Source organism: Candidatus Electrothrix sp. (genome assembly GCF_052785085.1).
Genome location: NZ_JALAAI010000055.1, coordinates 1 through 23,069, shown reverse-complemented (window position 1 = coordinate 23,069; position 23,069 = coordinate 1). Strand labels below are relative to the sequence as shown.

The following is a 23,069-nucleotide window of genomic DNA, read 5'->3' as shown; positions in this document are numbered from 1 at the left end:
CGCACTCTCTGGCACTACATTAAGAATCCGAAAATCTGTGATGAGTAATTACAGATATTTGAAAGAGGAGCAAGGCCCCAAAAAGGACTTTTTTTCGTGTTTTGAGCACAAATCCTACGAACTTGGGTTAAGGAGCATCTCTGCTTGGCCGGGAATGCGGAAGAGGCGTTGCTGGCGGTGCATTTTCATATTGCCGAGCGGACTAAACAGCGTTCGAGGCTGAAGCTGGAATCAAATGAAGCCTTCGGGGAATGGTTCAGGCGGGTGAATGGGATAATGGGCTGTGCAGGCTGGTTAGGCTACTTAGATTTATCCGGCTATGATCTTCAGTCGCAGAATTTTTTTGCGGCAAACTTTGCCATGTCTCATCTTAATGGGGCAAACTTGTCTTATTCAATTTTTTTGCTTGCAAACGTTAGCGGGGTGCAGCTTGAGAAGGCTGATATTAGGTTGGCTAATTTGCAACACGCAAACTTTGAAGGCGCGAATCTCAAGGATGCAGACCTTTTTATGGCTAATTTGCGCGACGCAAAACTTGAAGGGGCCAATTTAGACGGAGCGATCTTAGATGAGGCCATTCTCACAGGCACCATTTTGGAGAAGAAGGAGGCGTAGGGGCAGACCTGCGTGTCTGCCCTGCTCTATCATCCTGCAATGCCGGGTGAACACATAGGTTCGCCCCTACATAATACGATAGGAAAACCGGCAACCGTACATAGACGCATCTCGGATAAGCACTTATCCGAACCTCGCCATAGTGTTTATAAAAGATTCGCCATAACGCTTATGGCAGATTCGTTATAGCCTGTAGCCGAGTTCGTTCATAGGTTATGGCCGAATTCGTTTGCAGGCTATGGCGTATGCTCGGAATAAGCTGTGCCGACCTTACCGAGACCACGTATCCCGATCCGAACATTGTTAATCCTGCCGCTGCCCGGCAGATCGGGGCGGGGAAGGCCCCCCTGGCGGTGCGGCGGGAGGGAAAAACGTCCCGAAGGGGTAATGACAACACTGGCAGACAATTCAAAAAAGATGAATTGTTGACAGAGTCTTCATTTCCTGCAAGGATTATCTGTGAAGGCATCAAAAAACAGCAAAAGGAGGCATGTCATGGGCAATATCACCATTCGTATACCGCAACAGATTCATATTGAATATACATTGAAAAACGCAGGGCTGACCAGGCGTATCCTTGATTTGCTCAATGCTTTGATTGTTCGGGACGGCAGCCAGGATGTACATTCTGTTGATCTTGACGACACTGTGACAGAGGAAGAACTGCGTTTAGGCGATCTGGCCCTGCAGCTCTTCGGTGCCGATGCCGGAGTTGACCTGAATCTGCCGCAACACCGCGCTCATCAGCCTCTGGAGTTGGAGCCGTGATCCTGCTGGATACCAATATAATTTCCGAAGTGATGCGCCGGAAGCCTTCGGACAGGGTGCTGGGCTGGCTGAACCTCCGAAACAAGGAGGAGTTATTCGTCTCCAGCATTACCATTGCGGAAATCTGTTACGGCTTGCGTATTTTACCGGTCGGTCAACGCAAGAAACAGCTTGAGACACATTTTGAACAATTTATTGCTCAGGGGTTCACCGGGCGTATCATTGGATTTGACGAGTCTGCAGCCCGTGTCTATGCGGAAATTATGGGCCTGCGCAAAGAAAAAGGCCGTCCCATGAGTCTCCCCGACGGCCAGATCGCCGCTGTCGCCCGGAGCAATAACTTGGCTTTGGCAACCCGTAATATACGTGATTTTGGACATTGCGAGATTGAACTGATCAATCCTTTTGAGTAAATCGCTTTTATGACAACTGGCTGAAAGAACTCCAATCTTCTTCGGAGCCGGAGAAAACCCTGCCTTACCGGGCAAATAACCCGACGGAACAGGAAAAAAAGTCCCTGCAACGGGGCAAAACCGCACCGGAGCAGGTGAAACACATTCTGGAGCGGTACGAAATAACGCTGGAGCAGGAGAAAGTGGTTCCGGAGCGGGTAAAAACGGCTCTGTAGCGGGAGAAAGTCGTTCTGTAGCACGTTTCTCTGATTTTCCCCCGTCCCAGGACGGTTTTCTCCCTGCCCGCAACTGCTGTTCAATCCGGCAACCCGTGCTTTATTCATCCGCACGAACTCTTTGACGATCCGCAATTCAATTGTGCGGCCAGCGTCCGCACAATTGAACTTATGAAGCAATCCGAAGAGCTGCCAACTAAAGCAGGCATCGACATTACGCCATGTTCTGCTTGATCATAGGCTGTTGACTTTTACCGGAGCACGATATATACTTTTTTATATATACCACTTCAATAAAAAGGAGAATATTCATGGAAACAGCCAAATTATTTACCAACGGTCGGAGTCAGGCTGTCCGCCTGCCCAAGGAATTCCGGTTCACCGGCAAAGAGGTTTTTATAAAAAAAACAGGTGTCGGCATTCTGCTTCTGCCCAAAGAACAATCTGTCTGGGATATTTGGGAACAAACGCTGCTTCAGGGCGGGGAACCCATTCTGCCGGAACGGAATCAGCCGAAAGAACAGCAGCAGCGGGAAGGACTGGATGAACTTTTTGCTTGATACCGATATCTGCATCTATCTAATCAATAAACACCCGACTTCAGTCATCAGCAAATTCAAACAGTACCGGCCCGGAGATATAGGCATTTCGGTCGTAACCGTGTCCGAATTGGAATACGGGGTTGCAAAGAGTGTCCGTCAGCAGGAAAATCAGCAACGGCTTGATGCTTTCCTTGCTCCGTTTGACCTGCTTTCCTATACTGCCGAGACCGTCAGAACCTACGGGGCTGTCCGGGCGGATTTGGAAAAACGAGGAAAGGTTATCGGCCCGCTTGATATGCTGATAGCGGCCCAGGCCCTGACCGAAAAGCTAACCCTGGTCACCAATAATGAAAGAGAATTCAGACGAGTGCCCGGCCTTCTGATTGAAAATTGGGCGGTATAACGGCTTCTTTCATGCCTGTCTTATCAAGACTTTTATTTTATTTCAATCAACCTTATGCATCAACCTGACCTCCTCTCCCAGATCTCTCTCGGTGAAGACAGCACCCGCCAGTTCAAGGAAGATGCACAAAGTACCGATGAGCTACCAACCAAAGCAGGCATCGACAAAGTGGACAAGCTTCGTTTCCGAGATTTCCTCCAGGATGTCTACGAAATGGAATACCCTGATTCCATCGAAGAACGAACCCGCCTGCTCCAGAATATGAATCTGGCCACCGATGACGGGAATCTCAACCTGGGCGGGCTACTGATGTTTGGCGAACAACCGGAATTAATCATGCCCCAGTTTGTGGTCAAGGCGATCCGTTATCCCGGCAATGAAATTCACGCCTCAGACTACATAGACACCGAGGATTTGAAAAAATCCATGCTGGCAACGCCAATATTGAGACAGGGAAGCAGGGACAAAAGGCGAGCCAGAACCCGTCCCTGCATGGACAGTGGGTTAAGCGATCTCAACCAACTCCAGATCAAAGGTCAGATCTTTTCCTGCCAAAGGCGGATTGGCATCCAGCTGAATATGCTCATCTGTCACCTCAGTAACCTCCACCACAATAGGCTGGTTGTTGGGGCCAGCGAGCTGCAAACGCTGCCCTACCTCCGGGGTGATATCAGCAGGAATCTGATCACGGGGTGCAGTAATCACCATCTCTTCGTTACGCTGACCGTAGCCCTTATCCGCAGGGATCGTGACGTTTTTCTTCTCACCCGGCTCCATGCCTGCGATCGCCTCATCAAAGCCAGCAATCACCTGGCCGCTCCCCAAGGTGAACTCCAGCGGCTCAACCCCAACAGAAGAATCAAACTGGGTTCCGTCTTCCAGAGTACCGGTGTAATGAACTTTGACGCTGTCTCCTGATTTTGCTACAGACATACATGCTCCTTATCCTTTTTCAGGATTTTGGGAAATGAATAATCAGAATTGGGCAATATGCCACCAATCCCGTTGAATATATTCTTTTAATGGTATTGTACATTCAGGTTGCTGTCAACCTTTGCGCTCTGATTTATCAGATTTCCCCTCTTGGTTCTCTGCCTCTTCCACCCTATCCCGCTGCACATAGCCAAATCCACAACAGGCCGGGCATTCCTCTACCGAAAGAAGAAACCGACTCTCGCCTTTGAAAAAATTGATCTGCCCGGCACCGCCGCAGGTAGGACAGGGTTGATGTTGCGGAGGATGTTGTCCTGTCTGCTCATTCACCTTACTCACCATTTTGCATTGCCTCCAGCTCTTCCCAACGGGCGTACAAACCAGCGACCTCTTGCTGGACAATCTCCAGTTCTTCGCAACACTCAGCCAATTTGGCCGGGTCTGTTGCTATTTCAGGCTCCTGTATTGCCGTTTCCAGTTCCTCCTGGCGCATCTCTGCTTCCAGAATTTTTTCTTCCATCTGATCGTACTCGCGCTGATCCATGTAGGAGAGTTTTTTCACAGATTTTTTCGGCGCAGGTTTGGCTGATACCTTTTTCTTTTCCTTTTCCGAGGTGTTGCCTGTATCGCTCCCTGTAGTCAGAGCGGCCAGCCACTGCTCATAATCGGCAAACAGGGTCGCCCTGCCCTTGCCGTCAAACCCGAGTACCTGATCACAGGTCCGATCCAGCATAAAACGATCATGAGTTACCAGAACCAAGGCCCCGCCAAACTCGTTCAGGCTCTGCTCCAGAACATTCAGGGAGGGAATATCCAGATCATTAGTTGGTTCGTCAAGAAGGAGGATATCCGCTGGCTGACGCATCAGGGAAGCAATGAGAATTCGGGCCTGCTCCCCACCGGAGAGCCGTGACACCGGGGTTTCCAGTTGATCTGTGCGAAAGAGAAACCGTTGGGCCCAGGAAGCGACATGAATGGAACGATCCTGATAGATCACGGAATCGCCGTCCGGCGCCAGGGCGCGCCGCAGGGTTTGGTCCTGGTCCAGTTGCTCCCGCCGCTGATCAAAGCTGACAATACGGAGATTATCAGCTGTATCAATGCTGCCGATGTCCGGCTGCAAACCGCTTTCACCAGAGCCTGCCGCAGCCAGAATCTGCATCAGAGTGGATTTACCACAACCGTTCCTCCCCAGCAGACCGAGCCGGGTGCCCGGAGAAAGGGTCAGATCAAGATCAGAAAACAGCATCCTCCCCTCAAAACCTTTACTGATTCCAGTGGCAACCAGCAACTTTCTGGTCTTGCGTTCCGTGCCATCAAAGGCAATATCCACAGTATTGCCCACCCGGTTGCGTTGTTTGAGTACAGACAGCTCATCCTGCATGCGATAGGCAGCATCCTTGCGGGACTTGGCCTTGGTGGCCCGTGCCTTGGGGCCACGACTGAGCCACTCGTTCTCCCGCCGCACCTTATTGGCCAGCCGTTCCTCCATTTCCTGCTGCTGCTCTAAAAAGGCATCCCGCTTTTCCAGAAAGGCGGAGTAATTCCCTTTAACCTGTAGAGTTCCCTCAGGATAGGCGGCTGACAGCTCAATAATCCGATGAACCGTATTTTCCAGAAAACGACGATCATGACTCACCATGAGATAGGCAGCCGGACTTTCCGGTAATGACGTCTTGAGTAGCTTTTCCAGCCAGAGAATGCCCTCAATGTCAAGATGGTTGGTGGGTTCGTCCATAACCAGCACATCAGGATGGACCACCAAGGCCCGACAGATAGCCAGCCGCTTGCGCCAGCCCCCGGAGAGCAGGCGAACCGGAGTATCCGGGTCTGGAAACTCGGCCCGACTGAGCAGGCTATGCACCCGGTTATACTGTTCTACCTCCTCAATATGAAAGTCAGCCACAGCAGCGTACAGGTTATCAGCGCAGCTTTTGTCCTCATCAAAGACATCAGCCTGAGCCAGATAACTGACCTTGACATGACGCTGACGAAAAATCTCACCGCTATCCGCTTCAATCAGCCCGGCAAGAATTTTCAGCAGAGTGGATTTTCCTGAGCCATTGGGGCCGATCAGTCCGACCTTATCTCCTTGAGCCAGCACCAGCCCTACAGAAGAAAACAGGGTCTGGGCTCCAAAGGACTTACTCAAATCCCGACAGGAAAGCAGATTAGACATGTTCGCTGACCGCCTCATCGGTTTCCGCTTTGGGGTAGGATCCCAACCATTCATAATGGGCGCAGATCTGCTGGAGAATTGAGCAACCTTCTTTGATGCCAGGCTCCTCAACATGACCGACCAAATCCAAGAAAAAAAGGTACTTCCACTGCTTACCTTTGATGGGCCGGGACTCAATTTTGGTCAGATTAATGCCTTTGGCTGATAAAACTGTCAGGGCCTCATTCAAGGCACCAGGACGATCAGACATACCGAGCAGGAGCGAGGTCTTATCAGAACCACTGGGGGCCATGGTTTGACGTCCGATCACGAGAAAACGAGTGGTATTTCCCTGATAATCCTCAATACCACTCACCGCAACCTGAACATTATAGGTTTTCACGGCCAGCTCACTGGCAATGGCCCCGATATTAGGATTATTAGCAGCCATCTGCGCAGCCCCGGCAGTGGAAAAAACCTCCAGGGTGGGCACGTCTGCCATATGCTTACGCAACCATTCCCGGCACTGGGCTAAGGGCTGATAATGGGAAGCCACGGTCTGAATATCCTTGATATCACCAGATTGACAAACAAGGTTATGACGAATGGGGAGACGCAGCTCGCCACAAATCTTTACCCGATACTTCATAAAGGAATCCAGCGTGGAAAAAACAGCGCCTTCAATGGAATTTTCCACTGGCACTATCCCGTACTGCACCCTGCCTTTCTCTACCTCGTGAAAGACCTCATCAATGGATTCCTCAGCCTTATATTCAGCAGTTTGCCCAAAAAACTTTACTCCGGCCAGATGAGTAAAGGTGGCTTCCGGGCCCAAAAAAGCTATTTTTTCACTTTTCTGAGCCAAGCGGCAGGCCGTGATAATTTCGTGAAAAATACTCTTTAGGGCCTTTTCTGGAAAATTCTCACCATTATCTGCCAACAGGCGTTCATAAATCTCTCGCTCACGCCGGGGATCCCAGGTGGAGCGTGAGGATTCTTTTTTTAATGCGCCGATTGTGCGGGCATACTTAAGGCGTTCTTTGAGCAGGCTCAGTACGGTATCATCAATTTCATCAATCCGTTGCCGAATCTGGACTATATTCTTCTTTTCATCCATTGTATAATCTTCTACTCTGACAGAGTCACATTATATCTGCCTGGGCAAGGCCCAAAACAGACTAAAAATAATATTTCAGGACAGATAGCCTGATAGCTATTTATCACCTATCGCATTGCTTACTCTTTGCAATCACTCCAGCTGCTCAAACAGTTTTCCACAGCAAGAAAATCAGCAAAAGCGGGAAAACGCTTGGCGCACACCCCAGGGTTCAGGTATACTAGAACATTTAAACATGCTAAAACCATCGGGCATGGGTTGCAAACAAAAAATGCAGAATGAAAAGGCTGAACGATTTTCGTTCAAAAATCCACCAAACCGATAGAGAATGCACACAGAGGGCAAAGTGATGAGCGATCCAAAGCAAGAAAGCAAGTTTGAGGTGAATAAGACCTACGCAGAGATCAACGCCAGAATTAAGGCGGGAGAAGCTGTGGTCGTAACTGCCGATGAAATGACAGATATTGTTCGCCAGGAAGGCCCTGTTGAGGCGGCCCGGCGAGTCGATGTGGTCACCACGGGCACTTTTTCCACCATGTGTTCATCAGGTGTGTTTCTTAACTTTGGACAGACAAATCCCACGATCAAGGCCCAAAAGGTCTGGATCAACAAGGTCTCAGCCTATGCCGGGATTGCAGCCATAGATATTTACCTGGGGGCGACTGAACCTGCTGAGCACGACCCGCTCAACCAGGTCTATCCTGGTGATTTTCGGTATGGTGGTGGTCATGTTATCGAAGATCTGGTAGCTGGCAAGGCCGTGTTTCTGGAAGCCAAGGCCTACCCCACTGACTGCTATGCCAACACCAAGTGCAAAAAGGAAATCACCTTGGCAGAAATGCCCTATGCCCTACTCTGTAACCCTCGTAACGCCTATCAAAATTATAATTGTGCAGTTAATCTTTCGGACAAGATCGTCTATACCTATATGGGGACGTTAAAACCCAACTGTCGCAATGCCAACTATTGCAGCGCAGGCCAACTCAGCCCATTGCTCAATGATCCACTCTATCGAACTATTGGTATCGGTACCCGCATCTTTCTTGGTGGCGGTGTGGGCTATGTAACTTTTCGGGGAACCCAGCATAATCCGGGCGCACCGCGCGGTGATAATGGTGTCCCCACCAGACCGGCAGGCACCCTTATGGTGCAAGGCGATCTCAAGAAAATGTCAGCAGATTGGTTACGTGGAGTAAGTCTCCGGGGCTACGGCACATCACTTGCTGTGGGGCTGGGTATCCCTATTCCGATTCTGAATGAAGACATGGCCCGTTTCACCGGGGTCTCGGATGAAGAGATCTTTACCCATGTGGTCGATTATGGTCATGATTATACCAATGGCATTGCCCGCCATTACGGCAAGGTCAGCTATGCGCAATTAAAGAGTGGCGAGATAGAAGTGGCAGGTCAAAAAGTACCAACTGCTCCCCTTTCTTCGTTGCCTGGGGCACGCAAGATTGCTGAAACCCTGAAAGGGTGGATACAATCAGGAAAATTTCACCTTGGAGAACCAGTGGATAACCTTCCAAGTGCTGATTTTTCCTTTAACCCGGAAAAGTAACCAGATTGAACGATAAGGTCAAACAACTCCGTGGTCTTCTCTCCGGTTTTGACCGGGTGGGAATAGCCTTTTCCGGCGGAGTTGATTCTTCTTTCCTGCTACGCATGGCCCTGGAAGTTTTGGGGTCACACCGGGTTCTGGCCCTTCATGCCTGTTCCTGCCTGCAAAAAAAACAGGAACAAGAAAATGCCATGACCTGGCCAGAGCGGCACGGTTACCCGGCAAATGCCCTGCAACAGCAAATCATCAGGACAGAACCACTCACCTGGGATGACTTTACAGCCAACCCGGAAAACCGCTGCTACCTGTGCAAAAAGCACCTGTACAGTCTTTTTTTGGAGGACTTACATAAAGAGAACATCACAACATTGCTGGATGGAACCAATGCAGACGATCTCAGACAAGGTGAGGCCGGACGACCAGGGTTACGGGCAATTACTGAATTTGCTGTCCACACGCCATTAGCCGATTGCGGATTAAACAAGGACGAGATCCGCTCCCTCAGTCGAAAACTGGGGCTTGACACGGCTGATCGCCCCTCGTCATCTTGTTTAGCCACGAGAATTCCCCATGGCATGCGCATCACCTCTGAACGCCTGCACAGGATCGCTGCATTAGAACAAATACTCGAAAATAATGGATTCACCGGTTGCCGCGTTCGTTTGTCAAGAGATTCGGAACACACGCTTCTTGTGCAAATACAGGAAGCCTGTCTTTCTCAGGTCTGTTACGAGTCTCTCAAAAAATCTCTTTTCACCCCGCTGAAAAAGCAGAACGTCCACAAGATTTATCTTGACGTAGAAGGACGTTGACAGATGCCTCGCTATCCGGTTTAATATCGCCTGTCGAAATTTTCCTCTGCTCTTAAAGAGGAACTTTTTCTTTGACAAGTCTCTATCACGTTATGTAACGTGATACAGTGTTCGCAGTAGTACACAGGTTGTATTCATGACCAGTTACTGAAATTCGTACTATAAAAGAGAGGGAAGAGAGAATGAACAAAAAAGAATTGGTTGAGGCTATGGCCGGAGCAGCTGACATCAGCAAATCAGCAGCAGAAAAAGCTCTCAATGGCATGCTGGTAAGCATTACAGAGGCCCTTTCCGAAGGTGACAAGGTCACATTGGTCGGATTTGGTACATTTTCCACAGCTAACCGGGCAGCGCGACAGGCAAAAAATCCCCAAACAGGGAAGCCCATGGAAATCCCTGCCAAAACTGTTGCAAAGTTCAAACCGGGTAGCAAACTCTCTGAAGCGGTCAAATAACATCAGCGAAAAAGACCCATTATTTTTTACTTTCAGTAGATTTTAAACTTGCCAGCATCACCGAATTATATTATACACTTTCTGTCCAGAATAACAGGAAGACGGATCATTTTGGCAACACATTATTTCATGTCGGGAAGTGGCTCAGCCTGGTAGAGCACAGCGTTCGGGACGCTGGGGTCGGAGGTTCGAATCCTCTCTTCCCGACCAGAGACTTTTTTTAGTCAGAGAATTGACAGGTTTCGTTCTGTATAATACCACTATACGAACGAAACCTTTTTTTTTTGCTCATTCATGCTGTCTTTGTAGTACATAAGGGAGTCGGCAATTAATAAATGCCCCATTCAGGGAGATTGGTCTCCAGCCTCGTAGGGGCGACCGGCCGGTCGCCCCTACATCCTTCGATCAAAAATGGGAAATTTATTTTCTGCCACCCCCTAAGCACTCTGAGGCGAACATCTCGATATACCTACAAAAAAACACAACAAAAAAAACATGGCTAAAACAGTACTGGTGACTGGCGGTTGTGGCTTTATTGGCGCAAATTTTGTTCGCCTCCTTTTGGAAACACGCCCGGACTGGCGGGTTATTAATCTTGACAAACTGACCTATGCTGGCAACCTGCATAGTCTTGCCGACCTAGCCGAACATCCCAACTACCGCTTTGTCCGGGGAGATATCTGTGACCAAGCCCTGCTGGACAGCCTCTTTCAGGAAGAACGAATCGACACCGTGGTTCATTTTGCTGCTGAATCCCATGTTGATCGCTCTATAACCGGCCCTGCCGAATTCATCCGCACCAATATCACTGGTACCTTTACCTTGCTTGAGGCTGCGAAAAAACAATGGCTGGACAGCGGAAACAAAGACGAGAACTGCCGTTTCCTCCATGTGAGCACGGATGAGGTCTACGGCTCTCTGGGCGCAACAGGTTTTTTTACGGAACAAACCCCGTATGACCCGCGCTCTCCCTATTCCGCTTCCAAAGCTTCTTCAGATCATCTTGTGCGGGCCTATTTTCATACCTATGGCCTGCCCATCCTGATCACCAACTGCTCAAATAACTACGGCCCCTACCAATTCCCGGAAAAACTGATTCCTCTGGTGCTCAATAATGGCCTACAGGGAAAAGAGCTGCCAGTTTACGGAGACGGCGGCAATGTCCGGGATTGGCTCTATGTGCAGGACCATTGTGAGGCTATTGTCCGGGTGGTGGAACAAGGACGCCTGGGCGAGGCCTATAATATAGGAGGGCATAACGAGAAAAATAATCTCCAGGTCGTGGAACTGCTCTGTGACATGCTGGATGAAAAACTCGGCCTGCTCCTCCCCTCCGGTGAACCACGACGTTCCTTGATCACCTTTGTCAAAGACCGGCTCGGCCACGACCGCCGCTATGCCATTGATGCGGACAAAATTGATCAGGAGCTGGGCTGGACACCGAAATACACCTTTGAACAAGGCATTGAAAAAACCGTTACCTGGTATCTGGACAATCAGGCATGGATGGATGCTGTTATTGATGGTTCTTATCAGCAATACTATGCGGAGATGTATGGTAAGAAACTGTAGGGGCACGGCGCGCCGTGCCCCTACAATTTATCGGGCAGGCACAGGGGCCTGTCCCTACAAACACATTGACAAAACACAGCATCTATGAAGGTACGATCAACATCAATTCCTGATGTCCTTATTATTGAACCCAAGGTCTTTGGCGACGAGCGGGGCTTTTTCTTTGAGAGCTTCAATCAACGCCGCTGGCAGGAAGCAACAGGCCTGAACACCACCTTTGTTCAGCATAACCATTCTGCATCCGGCAAAGACGTCCTGCGGGGACTGCATTACCAAATTCAGCAGCCCCAGGGAAAGCTGGTCCGGGTCATTGCCGGTGAGGTCTTTGACGTGGCAGTGGATCTTCGTAAGAACTCACCCACCTTTGGGCAATGGGCAGGTGAATATCTCTCTGCTGACAATAAAAGACAATTCTGGGTGCCCGAAGGCTTTGCTCATGGCTTCCTGGTACTTTCCGAACGGGCTGAATTCCTTTATTTAGCAACAGATTATTATGCCCCGGAACATGAGCGGGCTATCCTCTGGAATGATCCTGACCTTAGTATAGATTGGCCTCTTCAAGGAACTACCCCTTGCCTCTCGGAAAAAGATCAGGCAGCCGGTTCCTTTCAGGGCGCAGACCTGTTTGCGTGACCAGGATCGGCCCACACCATGACTCATCTTGTCATTGCTGACATTTTTTGTCATCTGCTATGGCAAGATTTGTCTGGCAAAGAGCTGAATGTTAAAACGGCTAAAGGCTAAAAACAAAAGATTGTTTATATCCTTTTGTTTTACATTAAAAAAATAAAAAACAGCCTATCTCTGGACTCTCTGGCACAGATAATGTAATATAGGAAGCAAAGAAAAAGAAATGTCGGTATGGGCCGACCGAAAAACACTCTAATCCTGAAAACGGAGGAACACCATGAAACTGAATAACTTAAGAAAACAAGCCAATGAGAAAGGTTTTACCTTGATCGAGCTGATGATCGTTATCGCCATTATCGGTATTTTGGCGGCAGTTGCTATCCCGAACTTTATTGCCTATCGTGACAAAGCGTTCTGTAGTTCGGCGGAAGCGGATGCAAATTCTGTTGCCGCAAGTTTTGCAGATTATTTTGCTATTCCGTACCACACCAGTCTTGGGGGCGGGGGGGCTCTCCCGGCCACAAATAACGAGTTAAATGGTATACCTATTGCAAAAATAACCGGTCAAAATTCCGGTTATGTTTCTGGTAGTGTATCCAGTATCAAAATTAGAATTAGTGATGGCAGTGGTCGTTGCCCACAGGATTATCGGCAGGCAAATCCCGAATGGACCAACGGCGTGTCAGGTGGAGTTTTCACCAAAGAAATGGAGTAATGAATCCCGCATAATTAAGGTGTGCAAAAGGAGATATTTATTATCTCCTTTTTTTATTTGCAGATTGCCTTCTCCTTACTTATTCCATACTCCTTAAAAAACTATCGTGAGTAATTTGAATACATGAACCTTTCTGGAAATTTATATTTTCGACTACCTCTTTTTTTCTTCTTCTTTGTCGGAATTATTTATTTCTGCTATTCAAATACGTTCCAGGCATCATGGCATCTGGATGACGAACCGAATATCCTCACAAACAGCAACCTTCATATAACTGAACTCTCTCTTCAGCAAGTCAGCAGAACATTTCAGGCGCATCCCTCTCGCGGCAATCAAGATAAATTTTACCGTCCTCTTCCCTGCCTGACCTTTGGTCTCAACTGGTATATCGGTCAGGATAATGTCTACGGATACCATGTTGTTAATCTCGCAGTACATATTCTGACAGCGTGGTTTCTCTTTCTGACACTCCATCTGCTCCTGCATATTCACTATAAAAAAAAATATCCTCCGCAGTTTTTTACTGGTGCCGCTCTGCTTGCAGCTCTCTTGTGGGCACTTTCTCCGATCCAGACGCAGGCCGTTACGTACATTGTTCAGCGCATGGCATCAATGGCCGCCATGTTCTGTATCATCTCTATCTACACGTATCTACGCGGCAGAATAGCATCTGAAAAAAAATATATTTGGTATTTCTTCTGCATACTGGCATTTTTTGCAGCCCTTGGCAGTAAAGAGAATGCCATACTGCTGCTGCCATCCCTTGTGCTCCTTGAATTCTCCTTTTTCAAACATGACACTATAACAAAACGACAAGTTGTCATATTTGCTTTTACAGCAGGTATCCTTCTGATTGCCGCCGCTTTTTTTGTTCACTCCATGCTGGGGCACCTTCCGTTTAATTTTCTTGACGGCTATCAAAGCCGCTCTTTTACGTTCAGCGAACGAATATTAACTCAACCACGCATTCTACTGATGTATCTGTCACAAATATTCCTTCCTGTGGCAGACCGTCTTTCTATTGAGCATGAGATCAACCTATCAGGCTCTCTTTTTTCACCTTGGTCAACCCTTCCTTCAATTATTCTTATTCTTTTTTTGATTGTCGGCTCGTTTTCTTATTTAAAAAAATACCCGATGATTTGTTTTCCAATCCTTTTTTTCTTTCTTAATCATGCAGTTGAGTCAACAATTTTTCCTTTAGAATTGATTTTTGAACACCGCAACTATCTCCCTTCGCTCTTTCTCTTTCTTCCTCTCGGAATTCTGGTTGCTCATATTCTATACAGCAATCCGCCTCAATCCTTATTTCGCCGAATAGCAGTGACATTATGCACTGTCCTGTTCCTGATTATATCAGGTCATGCAACCTATACTCGAAATCTGGCTTGGGCGACAGAAGGAACATTATGGACAGATGTCCTCCGTAAGACTCCGAACAGCCCACGAGCAGCCCATAATCTCGGCCGCTATTATCACGAACTGGGTCAATATCAACAGGCATATTATTATTTTCAGCTCTCTTTAAAAAACGCTAAAAGGGCTGCAGAACCGAAAAGATCACAACAGACGACATTAAACGCACTGGGTGCGGTTGCCTCTATAGTAGGAAATCACAAAACATCAAGGGATTATTATGAAAAATGTCTTGATATTAATAAAAAAAACCCCGTTTGCCTTGAAAACAGCATCTTGGCTTATTTGCGATCCGGACTAGCGGAGAACGCGTTAATCCAAGCAAAAAAATTAATCAAGGAATATCCAGAATCTGTTAACTATCAATACCTGACCGCTACCGCTGCTTATCAAGCTGATCATAACGATATTGCCATAAAATATGTGCAGAAAATTGTCGGTCGCTCTTTATATAATCAAAAAGTTATGTATTTAGCCGGTATTTTAATGATGAAAGAAAAAGCTTATCGAAACAGCCTCTTTTTCCTTCAACGAGCAGCGAAACTTGCCCCAAAGAATATTAACTATCAACTAACTCTGGCCACAGCGTTTTATAATGTCAACAGGTCTGAGTTGGCCGAAAGGATACTGGAAAATATTTTTAATAAACACCCGCTCCCTGTCATAATTAATGCTGTACCTGGGATAGAGAAGCATAATCTGAACAGTGACACGGCCAGCTTAGTCAAAGCATACTTTGATGAGTTGATCAAAAAACAAATATCACTACCGTTGTCTACGGAAAGCAGACCCATAATGAAAATCCAACATGCTACTTCGGCGCACCTATGAGCAGCACGGCCAACGGGTCGTGGTTCTGATTGATAAGTCGTATCTACTGCTTTTCTCATAAATGGGGTGAAAAGATGGGTCTCCTTGGTATAATATACTTTTTTTGGGCATGCTTCAAATCTCGGTTGACACTTGTACCTAAATCCTGCAATTAGAGAATCTTGGTTTATCAACATAAAAAGCGTATCTTCAGACAGGTACGCTTTTTTACACAAAATTAATCTTCACCTTAAAAGTGAATCAAAAACAGGTGACTGAAGACCTATTTTACCTATCAACACAGTTAAATATCGTGTTTGTAGAGATAGCTCAATTGCAGGATTTAGATAGGTAGTATATTTTCTAAAATCCAATTCCGGTACTGTCAGATGTCCTTAACCAGCTATAAAATCGTTAATTTCCTGATGCCGACTATAGAGCTGGCCCAGAAGAACAGAGGGACTGCCTGGCTACTGGACCGTGGCTACCATCTCTACAAGCGTTTGTTGGAAGACCAGTTCAGGCACCACCTCCCCAAGCTGATCCGGCGCGGCGACCTGGTGGTCGATGTCGGTGCCAATATCGGTTTCTATACAGCGATATTTTCTAAACTGGTTGGATCCGAAGGACGGTGCTTGCCATTGAGCCATGCCGGGAACACTGCCACAAGCTGGCTGCGCTGGGTCTTAACAATGTAACTGTTTTTGAGCAAGCGGCAGGGGCTGTAGAGGGAGAAATTGATTTCTATTTTAACCCACGTCACCCCGGCGATCATCGCTGTTATTTCCCCGGCCCGAAACATGAAAATGTCGTCAAAAGCACGGCGCACGTCAGCACATTGTCCCGCATCCTGCGTAAACAAAGCGGTTTCAGGGTGAGCCTGATTAAAATTGACGTACAGGGCTTCGAGATGGCGGTTCTGGAGGGTTTAGAGAAATGGCTGGCAGTACAAACAGATGAACACCCGAACCTCATTCTGGAGGTGGCACCTACTGAGCTGAACGATGCCAAAATCAACATTGCGCAGCTTGAGAGCTGGCTCAGTAAATACTCCTATCATCTGTTCCGCCTGCGGAAGGACAGACTGATCCCTTTGGAAAATCTATCGAACTATATCCGTGAACTACCGATGCACGACTACTTCGACATTCTAGCCTCACCCCGAATGGAGCCTCTGCAATGACGACAAAAAAAGCGCAAATTGATCGCCTGCTGATGCCCCTGATCGCAATGATAGCACTCGCAGTCAATCTCTACCGGATCGACCATGAAAGCCTGTTTATGGACGAAATCCACCAAGTATCGTGTTATGGACTGCCCTTTGCATCGGTAAAGGAATGCGCATTAGGAACGGTTCAACCTCCTCTGGACTACTGGATCGGCCATTTTGTCTTCAAACTCTCCATCAGCGACTTCGCCGCAAGGCTGCCCGCAGCCCTCTTCGGAGCTGGTAGCGTGCTCATCTTCATGATGCTCCTTCAAGGACGAGTTCGGCGAGGGGTACTTTACGGCCTGACCCTCCTCTATGCCGTTTCCCCGTTTCAGATTTACTTTTCGCAGGAAGCACGCCCTTACGCAATTGCGATATTCTTCTGCCTGATGCTGGTGTTCTTCACTGAAAAGTATCTGGTACGACGAACGATGGGGGCAATCGGCTTTCTGACTATCCTGTTAGTTGCCTTCCTGTTCCTGTTGAGCAGAACCTTCTCCCCGCTCCTCATTGTCGTTACTCTCTGCCTAATGCTGGGCTATTTATCAATCAGGCATCTCTGGCAGAGGGAATTTCCCCAGCTTCGGGAGCGTCTTCTCTTTTTCGGTGCCCTGCTGGTCGCCTTGGTCATGTATCTTCCCGTGCATATGCGGCTGACGCAATACGCCAACCGCTATGCCAGTGGTGTCGATGACATCGGCCTCAGCCTGCTGCTTGATGGTCTCTCAAAATTCCATCTGCAGCCCGGCATCAATGCCTATCTGGCCCAGATGGATCCTATCGGTCTGTTTGCCGCTCCATTTCTAATCTTTTCCCTGGTAGTCAATTTGCGGGATTTTCTGCTTGGGCGGCTCCACGTATTTAGTATAGTTGCGGTCCTGCTGCCAACAAGCTTAGTGTTCCAGGTTTTTGTCTACCTGGCAAAAACAAATAACCCACTCAGGCCGCCCTATTTAGTAGGTGTCCAAGCACTGAGTCTACTGTTATGTGCCTACAGCCTGGAGCGGCTCTGGAGTTTGGGGTGGAGACCATTACGCCTGGTCCGACCGCTCCTGGCCACCGGAATGGCGTTTTTCGCACTTTTCACCCTATGGGATTTCGAAAACACCCCCAAACGGGAGAACTGGCGTGACCTTCTCTTTACCATAGCCGCTCAAGCCAAAAAAGATGAACTGGTAATCTTTGACAGCGTCTCTGGTAGTCATTGGAAGCCTTACACGTACGGTACCTTGAGATACGGTACAGGCTCGGCAGTGCTGGCAAAAATGCCCAGTCTGCGTGACAGTGTCGGTAAACTAATTACAGTGAGAGCTAGGCCCAAACTGGTGCTGTTTTACAACCGCAATATCCGATTAACCTCGCACTCCAATATCCCCATCATGCCCAAAAAGAGCGATTCGCCAGACTTGAGCCACTACCCGCTTGCAAGTGATGATCTGAAAATAACCCGTTTCAACGGCTTTCTCCTCATTGAGCCGAAGTTCGATGACCAAAACCTCTTGGCTACCACCTATCGTTTGTTTTATCGTATAGTGAAGCTGTTACCGCCAAAGGCACCGGTGACTGATATGCTGCTGACTGCAGCGCGTATTGAGGCCCTGTGTCCACAGCTCAAAATCGCTAACTTCAATCCACTGGAACTTGCCCAGAGGATCGCCACGGATCAAGAACAGCCCCAGCTGGCCAGAACCTTGGAACTGGTAAAGACGGCAGCCTCGAATTCCGCCATCGGGCGGTGCAGGTAAAAGAGGAAGAAAAATATTATGACCGATAAATACAGGTTGCAACGTATAGCTCACTGGAATAAAGTTGCGGAAAACATCCAGCTAAATATTTTAAGTAAATTCTATCAAAAACTGCTCTGTCATTATTATAAGTTTTTCATTCCACCAGGATTGAGAATTCTTGAACTGGGTTCCGGTGAAGGAAATCTGCTCCATAATCTGAAACCAGCCTGCGGTGTTGGTATTGATTTCAGCGCTAAGATGGTCAGCAAAGCGTCCTCCCGATACCCTGATCTTGAATTTCTCTGTGCAGATGCTCATACTGCAGATATTCAAGGACAATTCGATATTATTATTCTATCTGACATTGTGAATGACTGTGAAGATGTGCAGAGACTTTTGATGAATATCAGGAAAAATTGCCATGAACGGACACGGGTAATAATAAATTATTTTAATAATGCCTGGAGAATTCCTCTAGCTACGGCCCGTCGTTTAAAACTTGCAAAACCTCTTCTGGAACAGAACTGGCTCTCTCCTCATGATATAAAAAATTTTCTTGATCTGTGCGGATTTGAAGAGATCTCAAGCAGAGCCTTCATTGTTCTTCCGCTCCCTGTGCCTCTGCTGTCGAATTTTTTGAATCGATTTATTGTTCATTTTTTTCCATTCAGCTTGTTTGCTCTGACAAATTTTTCAATTTCCCGGCCTGCTCCAAAAAGAAAAAATATTGAAGAGTTAACGATATCGGTTATTATTGCGGCCCGTAACGAAGCTGGGCATATCGAAGAACTTCTCAATAGGATACCAAAAATCGGCAAAAAAACAGAAATCATATTCGTTGAAGGGGGATCTTCTGATAATACATTCAACGTTATTGAACAGAACATTCTAGCAAGCGGAACCCAAGATGTTTTCCTTTATCGTCAGCAAGGAAAGGGCAAAGGGGATGCGGTTCAGCTTGGTTTTCAAAAGGCGACAGGAGATGTAGTGCTGATTCTTGATGCTGACATGACTGTGAGGCCGGAAGACCTGCCGATCTTTGTCCAGGCCCTTGCTGACGGAAAAGGAGAGTTTATCAACGGGGTGCGCTTGGTTTACCCTATGGAAGATGAGGCGATGCGTTTCTTCAACATTCTCGGCAATAAATTCTTCAGTTTTGCCTTTTCATGGCTGCTGAATCAGCAGATAAAAGACACATTATGCGGCACCAAAGTCATGTGGAGACAAGACTATGAAATACTAGCAGCTCATCGGCATTATTTCGGAGAATTCGATCCGTTCGGTGATTTTGATCTCATTTTTGGAGCAGCAAAGATGAATCTGAAACTCATTGATCTGCCGATTCGCTACCAAGCACGCAGGTATGGCACAACCAATATCAGCAGATGGAGTAATGGATGGCTACTGCTCAAAATGGTCATCTTTGCCTCAAGAAAAATTAAGTTTATCTAAATGAAAAATTTTCTTCAACATCCTTTGGCAAAAAATCTTGACCTTGATTCTCCTGATGCGCCTTCAGTCCATCGTCAAATAATCCGCAGCAAGCCGTTTTTAAAAAAACTTTATAATGAATGGTATCAAAGTATTATTCTACATCTCCCTAACCATTCAGAAGGAAAAATTCTTGAGATTGGTTCAGGAGGTGGTTATCTCAATACATTTATTCCAAATATAATTACATCTGATATCCAGCTCACCAAAGACGTTCACCTTCTTCTTGATGCTAAAGAACTTCCATTTTCAACCTGTTCACTTGATGCAATTGTTATGGTCGATGTTTTTCATCACATAAATGATGTGGACAAGTTTTTACAAGAAAGCATACGATGCCTCACTGAAAACGGAAGAATTATTATGGTAGAGCCATGGATCAGCGGGTGGTCGGCAGTTATTTACAATAAGTTGCATCATGAACCTTGTTTATCAAAAAGTAAACAATGGAGTTTTCCTGACACAGGCCCATTATCAGGTGCTAATCTTGCTTTACCTTGGATAGTTTTCAAACGGGACAGAGACTTATTCCTTAACAAATACAATAAATTAAGAATTAATACAATTAATCTGGACTGGCCCTTTGTCTATCTGTTATCAGGAGGTGTTTCCATGAAAACACTGGTACCTGACTGGACTTATCCGTTTTTTCGTAAGACAGAACTGTTACTGAAGCCTGTAATAAAATATATTGCTATGTTTGCAACTATTGTACTTGAAAAAAATGATAGATATAATCCGTAAACTATGCGATATCCTCACCCTCGGGGAAAAACGCAACGCAATTATTCTCTTCTGCCTGATTCTGGCCACTGGAGTCATGGAATCAGTGGGCGTGGTTTCTATCATGCCTTTTTTAGCCGTGCTTTCCAATCCAGAGGTCATCCATAAAAATGCATATTTGTCCTATACCTACAATACCCTGGGCTTTTCCAGCTCCCAGTCCTTTTTGCTCTTTACCGGGATTCTGGTCTTTGTCGTCGTGGTTTCAGGCCTGACCTTCAAGGCATTGACCCAGTACGCCCTGACCAGCTTTACCGAAATGCGCAACTGCACCATCAGCACCCGCCTCTTGCAGGACTATCTGGGCCGACCCTACATTTGGTTTTTAAACAAGCACAGCGCAGATCTGGGCAAGACCGTGCTGTCAGAAGTTGAGCAGGTAATACAAGGTGTGTTAATCCCCATAAGCCAATTTATAGCAAATCTTGTCATTGCCGCATGCCTGGTTATAACACTTCTTCTGATTAATCCCCTGATAGCAGTTTTTGCAGCAGTGCTTCTGGGCGGGGTTTATTACCTTGTCTATACTGTCCTGCGCCAATATTTAAGCCGCATCGGCGCAGAACGGGTTAAAGCCAATCAGCAACGCTTTCAAATTGCCCAAGAAGCCTTTGGAGGAATCAAAGAAGTCAAGGCTGCCGGTTTGGAAGCCGGGTATATGAACAGCTTTGGCAATCCAGCCCGGCGTTTTGCCAAATGTCGGGCCGCCAATATAATTATCCAGCAAATACCTAACTTTGTCCTGGAAGCATTGGCTTTTGGAGGAATTCTGGCTATTATTCTGGTCATGCTGATAATCCGTGGCGGAGATCTGGACCAGGTATTGCCCATTCTGGGTGTATTTGCCTTTGCCGGTCAGAGACTGCTCCCAGCCCTTCGGCAGATCTATCAAAATGCCACCGCAATGCGCTTTGGCAAACCAGCCCTGGATGCCCTGCATGTTGAGCTTTCAGAAGAGAAAAATAAACCCCTCAAGTCAACCATTGATGTTGCGCCTCTGCCTTTGAAACAACATATAGAGCTTACAAACATAGGCTTTACCTATCCCGGAGCCAGTCAGGCAGCAATCCATGACCTGACCTTAAAAATTCCAGCCAACAGCACAGTGGGCTTTGTCGGCTCCACAGGAGCAGGCAAGACCACCTTGGTAGACATCATCATGGCCCTTTTGCCCCCGGATCATGGCCAGCTTCTGGTAGATGGACAACCAATCTTTGAAGGACAAAAAACTCCTGCCTCCACAGTTGACAAGGTACAACGTAACTCGTATAACACCCAAAAACAATGGCAACGTGCATTAGGCTACGTCCCTCAACAAATATTTCTGGCAGACGACAGCGTAAGTGCCAACATCGCCTTTGGGGTGCCTGCCAAGGAAGCGGATCAGACCGCTGTAAAACGGGCTGCAAAAATTGCCGAGCTGCACGAATTTGTTACGCAGGAACTTCCCAAGGGCTATGAAACCACTGTGGGTGAACGCGGAGTACGCCTCTCTGGAGGCCAGCGCCAGCGCATCGGCATTGCCAGGGCCATGTACCACGATCCAGACGTACTTATTCTGGACGAGGCCACCAGTGCCCTGGATAATATTACCGAGCGGGCCATCATGGATGCAGTGCATAACTTGTCCAGAAAAAAGACCATAATCTTGATCGCTCACCGCTTGAGCACGGTAAAGAAATGCGACCAAATTTACTTGCTGGAACATGGTCGGCTTCTGGCTCAAGGTACCTATTCAGAGTTACTGGCTGAAAGTCAGGAGTTTAAAAATATGGCTGCTGTTGATGAATGAACCTGAACAGTGGGAAATAAAGATTCCGAGTTGACCATGCTGAACAACAAATCAATACTTATTACCGGCGGAACCGGCTCATTTGGCAAAGCACTTGTCAAAACCATTCTGGCCCGGTATCCTGAAGTCAAGCGGCTGGTGGTGTATTCCCGGGACGAACTCAAACAATACGAAATGGAGCAGGAATTTAACACTGTTGAATATCCGATGATGCGGTATTTCATTGGTGATGTCAGGGACCAGGATCGCCTGCGCAGGTCATTGGAGCAGATCGAAATTGTTGTGCATGCTGCTGCCCTGAAGCAGGTTCCGGCAGCGGAATATAATCCATTCGAATGCATCAAGACCAACATTCTGGGGGCGCAAAACCTTATTGAGGCCTGTCTGGATACCCCGAGTATCCGAAAGGTTGTGGCCCTGTCCACGGACAAGGCAGCCGCGCCTATCAATCTGTACGGTGCAACCAAGCTGTGTTCTGATAAACTTTTCACCGCAGCCAACAATATTCTCGGAGGACGTAACCTGAAATTTGCCGTGGTGCGTTACGGCAATGTCATGGGCAGCCGGGGGTCTGTGGTTCCTTTTTTTCTTGAGAGACGAAAAACAGGGATTCTACCCATCACCGATCCCACCATGACCCGCTTTAATATCAGTTTGCAGGATGGGGTGGACCTGGTGACGTGGGCCATTGATCACACCAAAGGCGGAGAAATTTTTGTTCCCAAGATCCCTTCCTATAAGATCACCGACCTTGCCAAGGCAATCGGGCCAGAATGCGAACACCCCATCGTAGGCATCCGGCCTGGCGAAAAAATCCATGAAGAGATGATCACAGCCAGTGACAGTTTCAATACCGTGGATATGGGCAGATATTTTGCTATCCTGCCCACCACGGGTAAATACAGTGCTCAGTATTATTGCGATCACAACG

23 protein-coding genes and 1 tRNA gene are annotated in these 23,069 nt (G+C 47.5%); 20 read left to right on the top strand and 4 right to left on the bottom strand.

Annotated features, from left to right (window positions below):
- Positions 1–144 precede the first annotated feature (144 nt).
- From L2082_RS10395 to vapC, 5 genes are all read left to right on the top strand, one after another.
- Positions 145–615: a pentapeptide repeat-containing protein gene (locus tag L2082_RS10395; protein ID WP_446008941.1), complete on the top strand. Its 471-nt coding sequence runs from the start codon at positions 145–147 to the stop codon at positions 613–615.
- Positions 616–1,110: 495 nt separating this feature from the next.
- Complete coding sequence (locus L2082_RS10390) at positions 1,111–1,383, top strand: hypothetical protein (RefSeq protein WP_446011713.1); 273 nt, start codon at positions 1,111–1,113, stop codon at positions 1,381–1,383.
- Positions 1,380–1,796 (top strand): PIN domain-containing protein, encoded by a 417-nt coding sequence (locus L2082_RS10385; RefSeq protein ID WP_446008939.1) that lies wholly within the window; start codon positions 1,380–1,382, stop codon positions 1,794–1,796. The genes L2082_RS10390 and L2082_RS10385 overlap by 4 nt, the downstream gene beginning before the upstream one ends.
- Positions 1,797–2,322: 526 nt before the next feature.
- A complete protein-coding gene (locus L2082_RS10380) occupies positions 2,323–2,571 on the top strand; it encodes an antitoxin (RefSeq protein WP_446008938.1) in 249 nt (82 codons plus the stop codon).
- Positions 2,555–2,956, top strand: coding sequence for a type II toxin-antitoxin system tRNA(fMet)-specific endonuclease VapC (gene vapC, locus L2082_RS10375; protein WP_446008937.1), 402 nt, complete (start codon positions 2,555–2,557; stop codon positions 2,954–2,956). The genes L2082_RS10380 and vapC overlap by 17 nt, the downstream gene beginning before the upstream one ends.
- A 504-nt stretch (positions 2,957–3,460) precedes the next feature.
- Here the strand turns inward: vapC and L2082_RS10370 are convergent.
- The 4 genes from L2082_RS10370 to pheA form a co-directional block, all read right to left on the bottom strand.
- Positions 3,461–3,889: an FKBP-type peptidyl-prolyl cis-trans isomerase gene (locus tag L2082_RS10370; RefSeq protein WP_446008936.1), complete on the bottom strand. Its 429-nt coding sequence runs from the start codon at positions 3,887–3,889 to the stop codon at positions 3,461–3,463.
- A gap of 114 nt (positions 3,890–4,003) precedes the next feature.
- Positions 4,004–4,219, bottom strand: a complete 216-nt coding sequence (locus tag L2082_RS10365) for a hypothetical protein (RefSeq protein WP_446008935.1) — start codon at positions 4,217–4,219, stop codon at positions 4,004–4,006.
- Between the two features lies 1 nt (position 4,220).
- Positions 4,221–6,068: an ABC-F family ATP-binding cassette domain-containing protein gene (locus L2082_RS10360; protein WP_446008934.1), complete on the bottom strand. Its 1,848-nt coding sequence runs from the start codon at positions 6,066–6,068 to the stop codon at positions 4,221–4,223.
- Entirely contained in the window at positions 6,061–7,164 is a 1,104-nt protein-coding gene (gene pheA / locus L2082_RS10355) for a prephenate dehydratase (protein ID WP_446008933.1), read from the bottom strand. The genes L2082_RS10360 and pheA overlap by 8 nt, the downstream gene beginning before the upstream one ends.
- 349 nt (positions 7,165–7,513) lie before the next feature.
- Between pheA and L2082_RS10350 the strand changes: the two genes are divergently transcribed.
- The 15 genes from L2082_RS10350 to pseB form a co-directional block, all read left to right on the top strand.
- Entirely contained in the window at positions 7,514–8,725 is a 1,212-nt protein-coding gene (locus tag L2082_RS10350) for a homocysteine biosynthesis protein (RefSeq protein ID WP_446008932.1), read from the top strand.
- 5 nt (positions 8,726–8,730) lie between these two features.
- Entirely contained in the window at positions 8,731–9,537 is an 807-nt protein-coding gene (larE, locus tag L2082_RS10345) for an ATP-dependent sacrificial sulfur transferase LarE (RefSeq protein ID WP_446008931.1), read from the top strand.
- 182 nt (positions 9,538–9,719) lie between these two features.
- On the top strand, positions 9,720–9,992 hold the full coding sequence (locus L2082_RS10340; RefSeq protein WP_446008930.1) for an HU family DNA-binding protein: 273 nt from the start codon (positions 9,720–9,722) through the stop codon (positions 9,990–9,992).
- 133 nt (positions 9,993–10,125) lie between these two features.
- A tRNA-Pro gene (locus L2082_RS10335) sits at positions 10,126–10,202 on the top strand.
- Positions 10,203–10,487: 285 nt separating this feature from the next.
- A complete protein-coding gene (rfbB, locus tag L2082_RS10330; protein WP_446008929.1) occupies positions 10,488–11,564 on the top strand; it encodes a dTDP-glucose 4,6-dehydratase in 1,077 nt (358 codons plus the stop codon).
- 84 nt (positions 11,565–11,648) lie between these two features.
- The gene (rfbC, locus tag L2082_RS10325) at positions 11,649–12,197 is read left to right on the top strand and encodes a dTDP-4-dehydrorhamnose 3,5-epimerase (protein ID WP_446008928.1); all 549 of its coding nucleotides are present in this window, start codon (positions 11,649–11,651) and stop codon (positions 12,195–12,197) included.
- A gap of 274 nt (positions 12,198–12,471) precedes the next feature.
- Positions 12,472–12,909, top strand: coding sequence for a type IV pilin protein (locus L2082_RS10320; RefSeq protein WP_446008927.1), 438 nt, complete (start codon positions 12,472–12,474; stop codon positions 12,907–12,909).
- Between the two features lie 612 nt (positions 12,910–13,521).
- Complete coding sequence (locus L2082_RS10315; protein ID WP_446011712.1) at positions 13,522–15,156, top strand: tetratricopeptide repeat protein; 1,635 nt, start codon at positions 13,522–13,524, stop codon at positions 15,154–15,156.
- A gap of 368 nt (positions 15,157–15,524) precedes the next feature.
- The gene (locus tag L2082_RS10310; RefSeq protein WP_446011711.1) at positions 15,525–15,833 is read left to right on the top strand and encodes a hypothetical protein; all 309 of its coding nucleotides are present in this window, start codon (positions 15,525–15,527) and stop codon (positions 15,831–15,833) included.
- Entirely contained in the window at positions 15,767–16,318 is a 552-nt protein-coding gene (locus L2082_RS10305; protein WP_446010261.1) for an FkbM family methyltransferase, read from the top strand. The genes L2082_RS10310 and L2082_RS10305 overlap by 67 nt, the downstream gene beginning before the upstream one ends.
- On the top strand, positions 16,315–18,090 hold the full coding sequence (locus tag L2082_RS10300) for a hypothetical protein (RefSeq protein ID WP_446010260.1): 1,776 nt from the start codon (positions 16,315–16,317) through the stop codon (positions 18,088–18,090). The genes L2082_RS10305 and L2082_RS10300 overlap by 4 nt, the downstream gene beginning before the upstream one ends.
- Positions 18,091–18,108: 18 nt before the next feature.
- On the top strand, positions 18,109–19,524 hold the full coding sequence (locus L2082_RS10295; protein WP_446010259.1) for a glycosyltransferase: 1,416 nt from the start codon (positions 18,109–18,111) through the stop codon (positions 19,522–19,524).
- Entirely contained in the window at positions 19,525–20,307 is a 783-nt protein-coding gene (locus L2082_RS10290; RefSeq protein ID WP_446011710.1) for a class I SAM-dependent methyltransferase, read from the top strand.
- A complete protein-coding gene (locus L2082_RS10285; RefSeq protein WP_446010257.1) occupies positions 20,288–22,138 on the top strand; it encodes an ABC transporter ATP-binding protein in 1,851 nt (616 codons plus the stop codon). Before L2082_RS10290 ends, L2082_RS10285 begins: the two co-directional genes overlap by 20 nt.
- 36 nt (positions 22,139–22,174) lie before the next feature.
- Positions 22,175–23,069: UDP-N-acetylglucosamine 4,6-dehydratase (inverting) (gene pseB / locus L2082_RS10280; RefSeq protein ID WP_446011714.1), on the top strand; the 895-nt coding region annotated here is incomplete at its 3' end.

Bases quoted from the DNA above. Each gene is read 5' to 3' on its own strand.
- L2082_RS10390 (WP_446011713.1), top strand. From the start codon at position 1,111: ATGGGCAATATCACCATTCGTATACCGCAACAGATTCATATTGAATAT.
- L2082_RS10380 (WP_446008938.1), top strand. From the start codon at position 2,323: ATGGAAACAGCCAAATTATTTACCAACGGTCGGAGTCAGGCTGTCCGC.
- vapC (WP_446008937.1), top strand. From the start codon at position 2,555: ATGAACTTTTTGCTTGATACCGATATCTGCATCTATCTAATCAATAAA.
- L2082_RS10370 (WP_446008936.1), bottom strand. From the start codon at position 3,889: ATGTCTGTAGCAAAATCAGGAGACAGCGTCAAAGTTCATTACACCGGT.
- L2082_RS10360 (WP_446008934.1), bottom strand. From the start codon at position 6,068: ATGTCTAATCTGCTTTCCTGTCGGGATTTGAGTAAGTCCTTTGGAGCC.
- pheA (WP_446008933.1), bottom strand. From the start codon at position 7,164: ATGGATGAAAAGAAGAATATAGTCCAGATTCGGCAACGGATTGATGAA.
- L2082_RS10350 (WP_446008932.1), top strand. From the start codon at position 7,514: ATGAGCGATCCAAAGCAAGAAAGCAAGTTTGAGGTGAATAAGACCTAC.
- L2082_RS10340 (WP_446008930.1), top strand. From the start codon at position 9,720: ATGAACAAAAAAGAATTGGTTGAGGCTATGGCCGGAGCAGCTGACATC.
- rfbB (WP_446008929.1), top strand. From the start codon at position 10,488: ATGGCTAAAACAGTACTGGTGACTGGCGGTTGTGGCTTTATTGGCGCA.
- rfbC (WP_446008928.1), top strand. From the start codon at position 11,649: ATGAAGGTACGATCAACATCAATTCCTGATGTCCTTATTATTGAACCC.
- L2082_RS10320 (WP_446008927.1), top strand. From the start codon at position 12,472: ATGAAACTGAATAACTTAAGAAAACAAGCCAATGAGAAAGGTTTTACC.
- L2082_RS10315 (WP_446011712.1), top strand. From the start codon at position 13,522: ATGGCCGCCATGTTCTGTATCATCTCTATCTACACGTATCTACGCGGC.
- L2082_RS10310 (WP_446011711.1), top strand. From the start codon at position 15,525: ATGTCCTTAACCAGCTATAAAATCGTTAATTTCCTGATGCCGACTATA.
- L2082_RS10300 (WP_446010260.1), top strand. From the start codon at position 16,315: ATGACGACAAAAAAAGCGCAAATTGATCGCCTGCTGATGCCCCTGATC.
- L2082_RS10295 (WP_446010259.1), top strand. From the start codon at position 18,109: ATGACCGATAAATACAGGTTGCAACGTATAGCTCACTGGAATAAAGTT.
- L2082_RS10290 (WP_446011710.1), top strand. From the start codon at position 19,525: ATGAAAAATTTTCTTCAACATCCTTTGGCAAAAAATCTTGACCTTGAT.
- L2082_RS10285 (WP_446010257.1), top strand. From the start codon at position 20,288: ATGATAGATATAATCCGTAAACTATGCGATATCCTCACCCTCGGGGAA.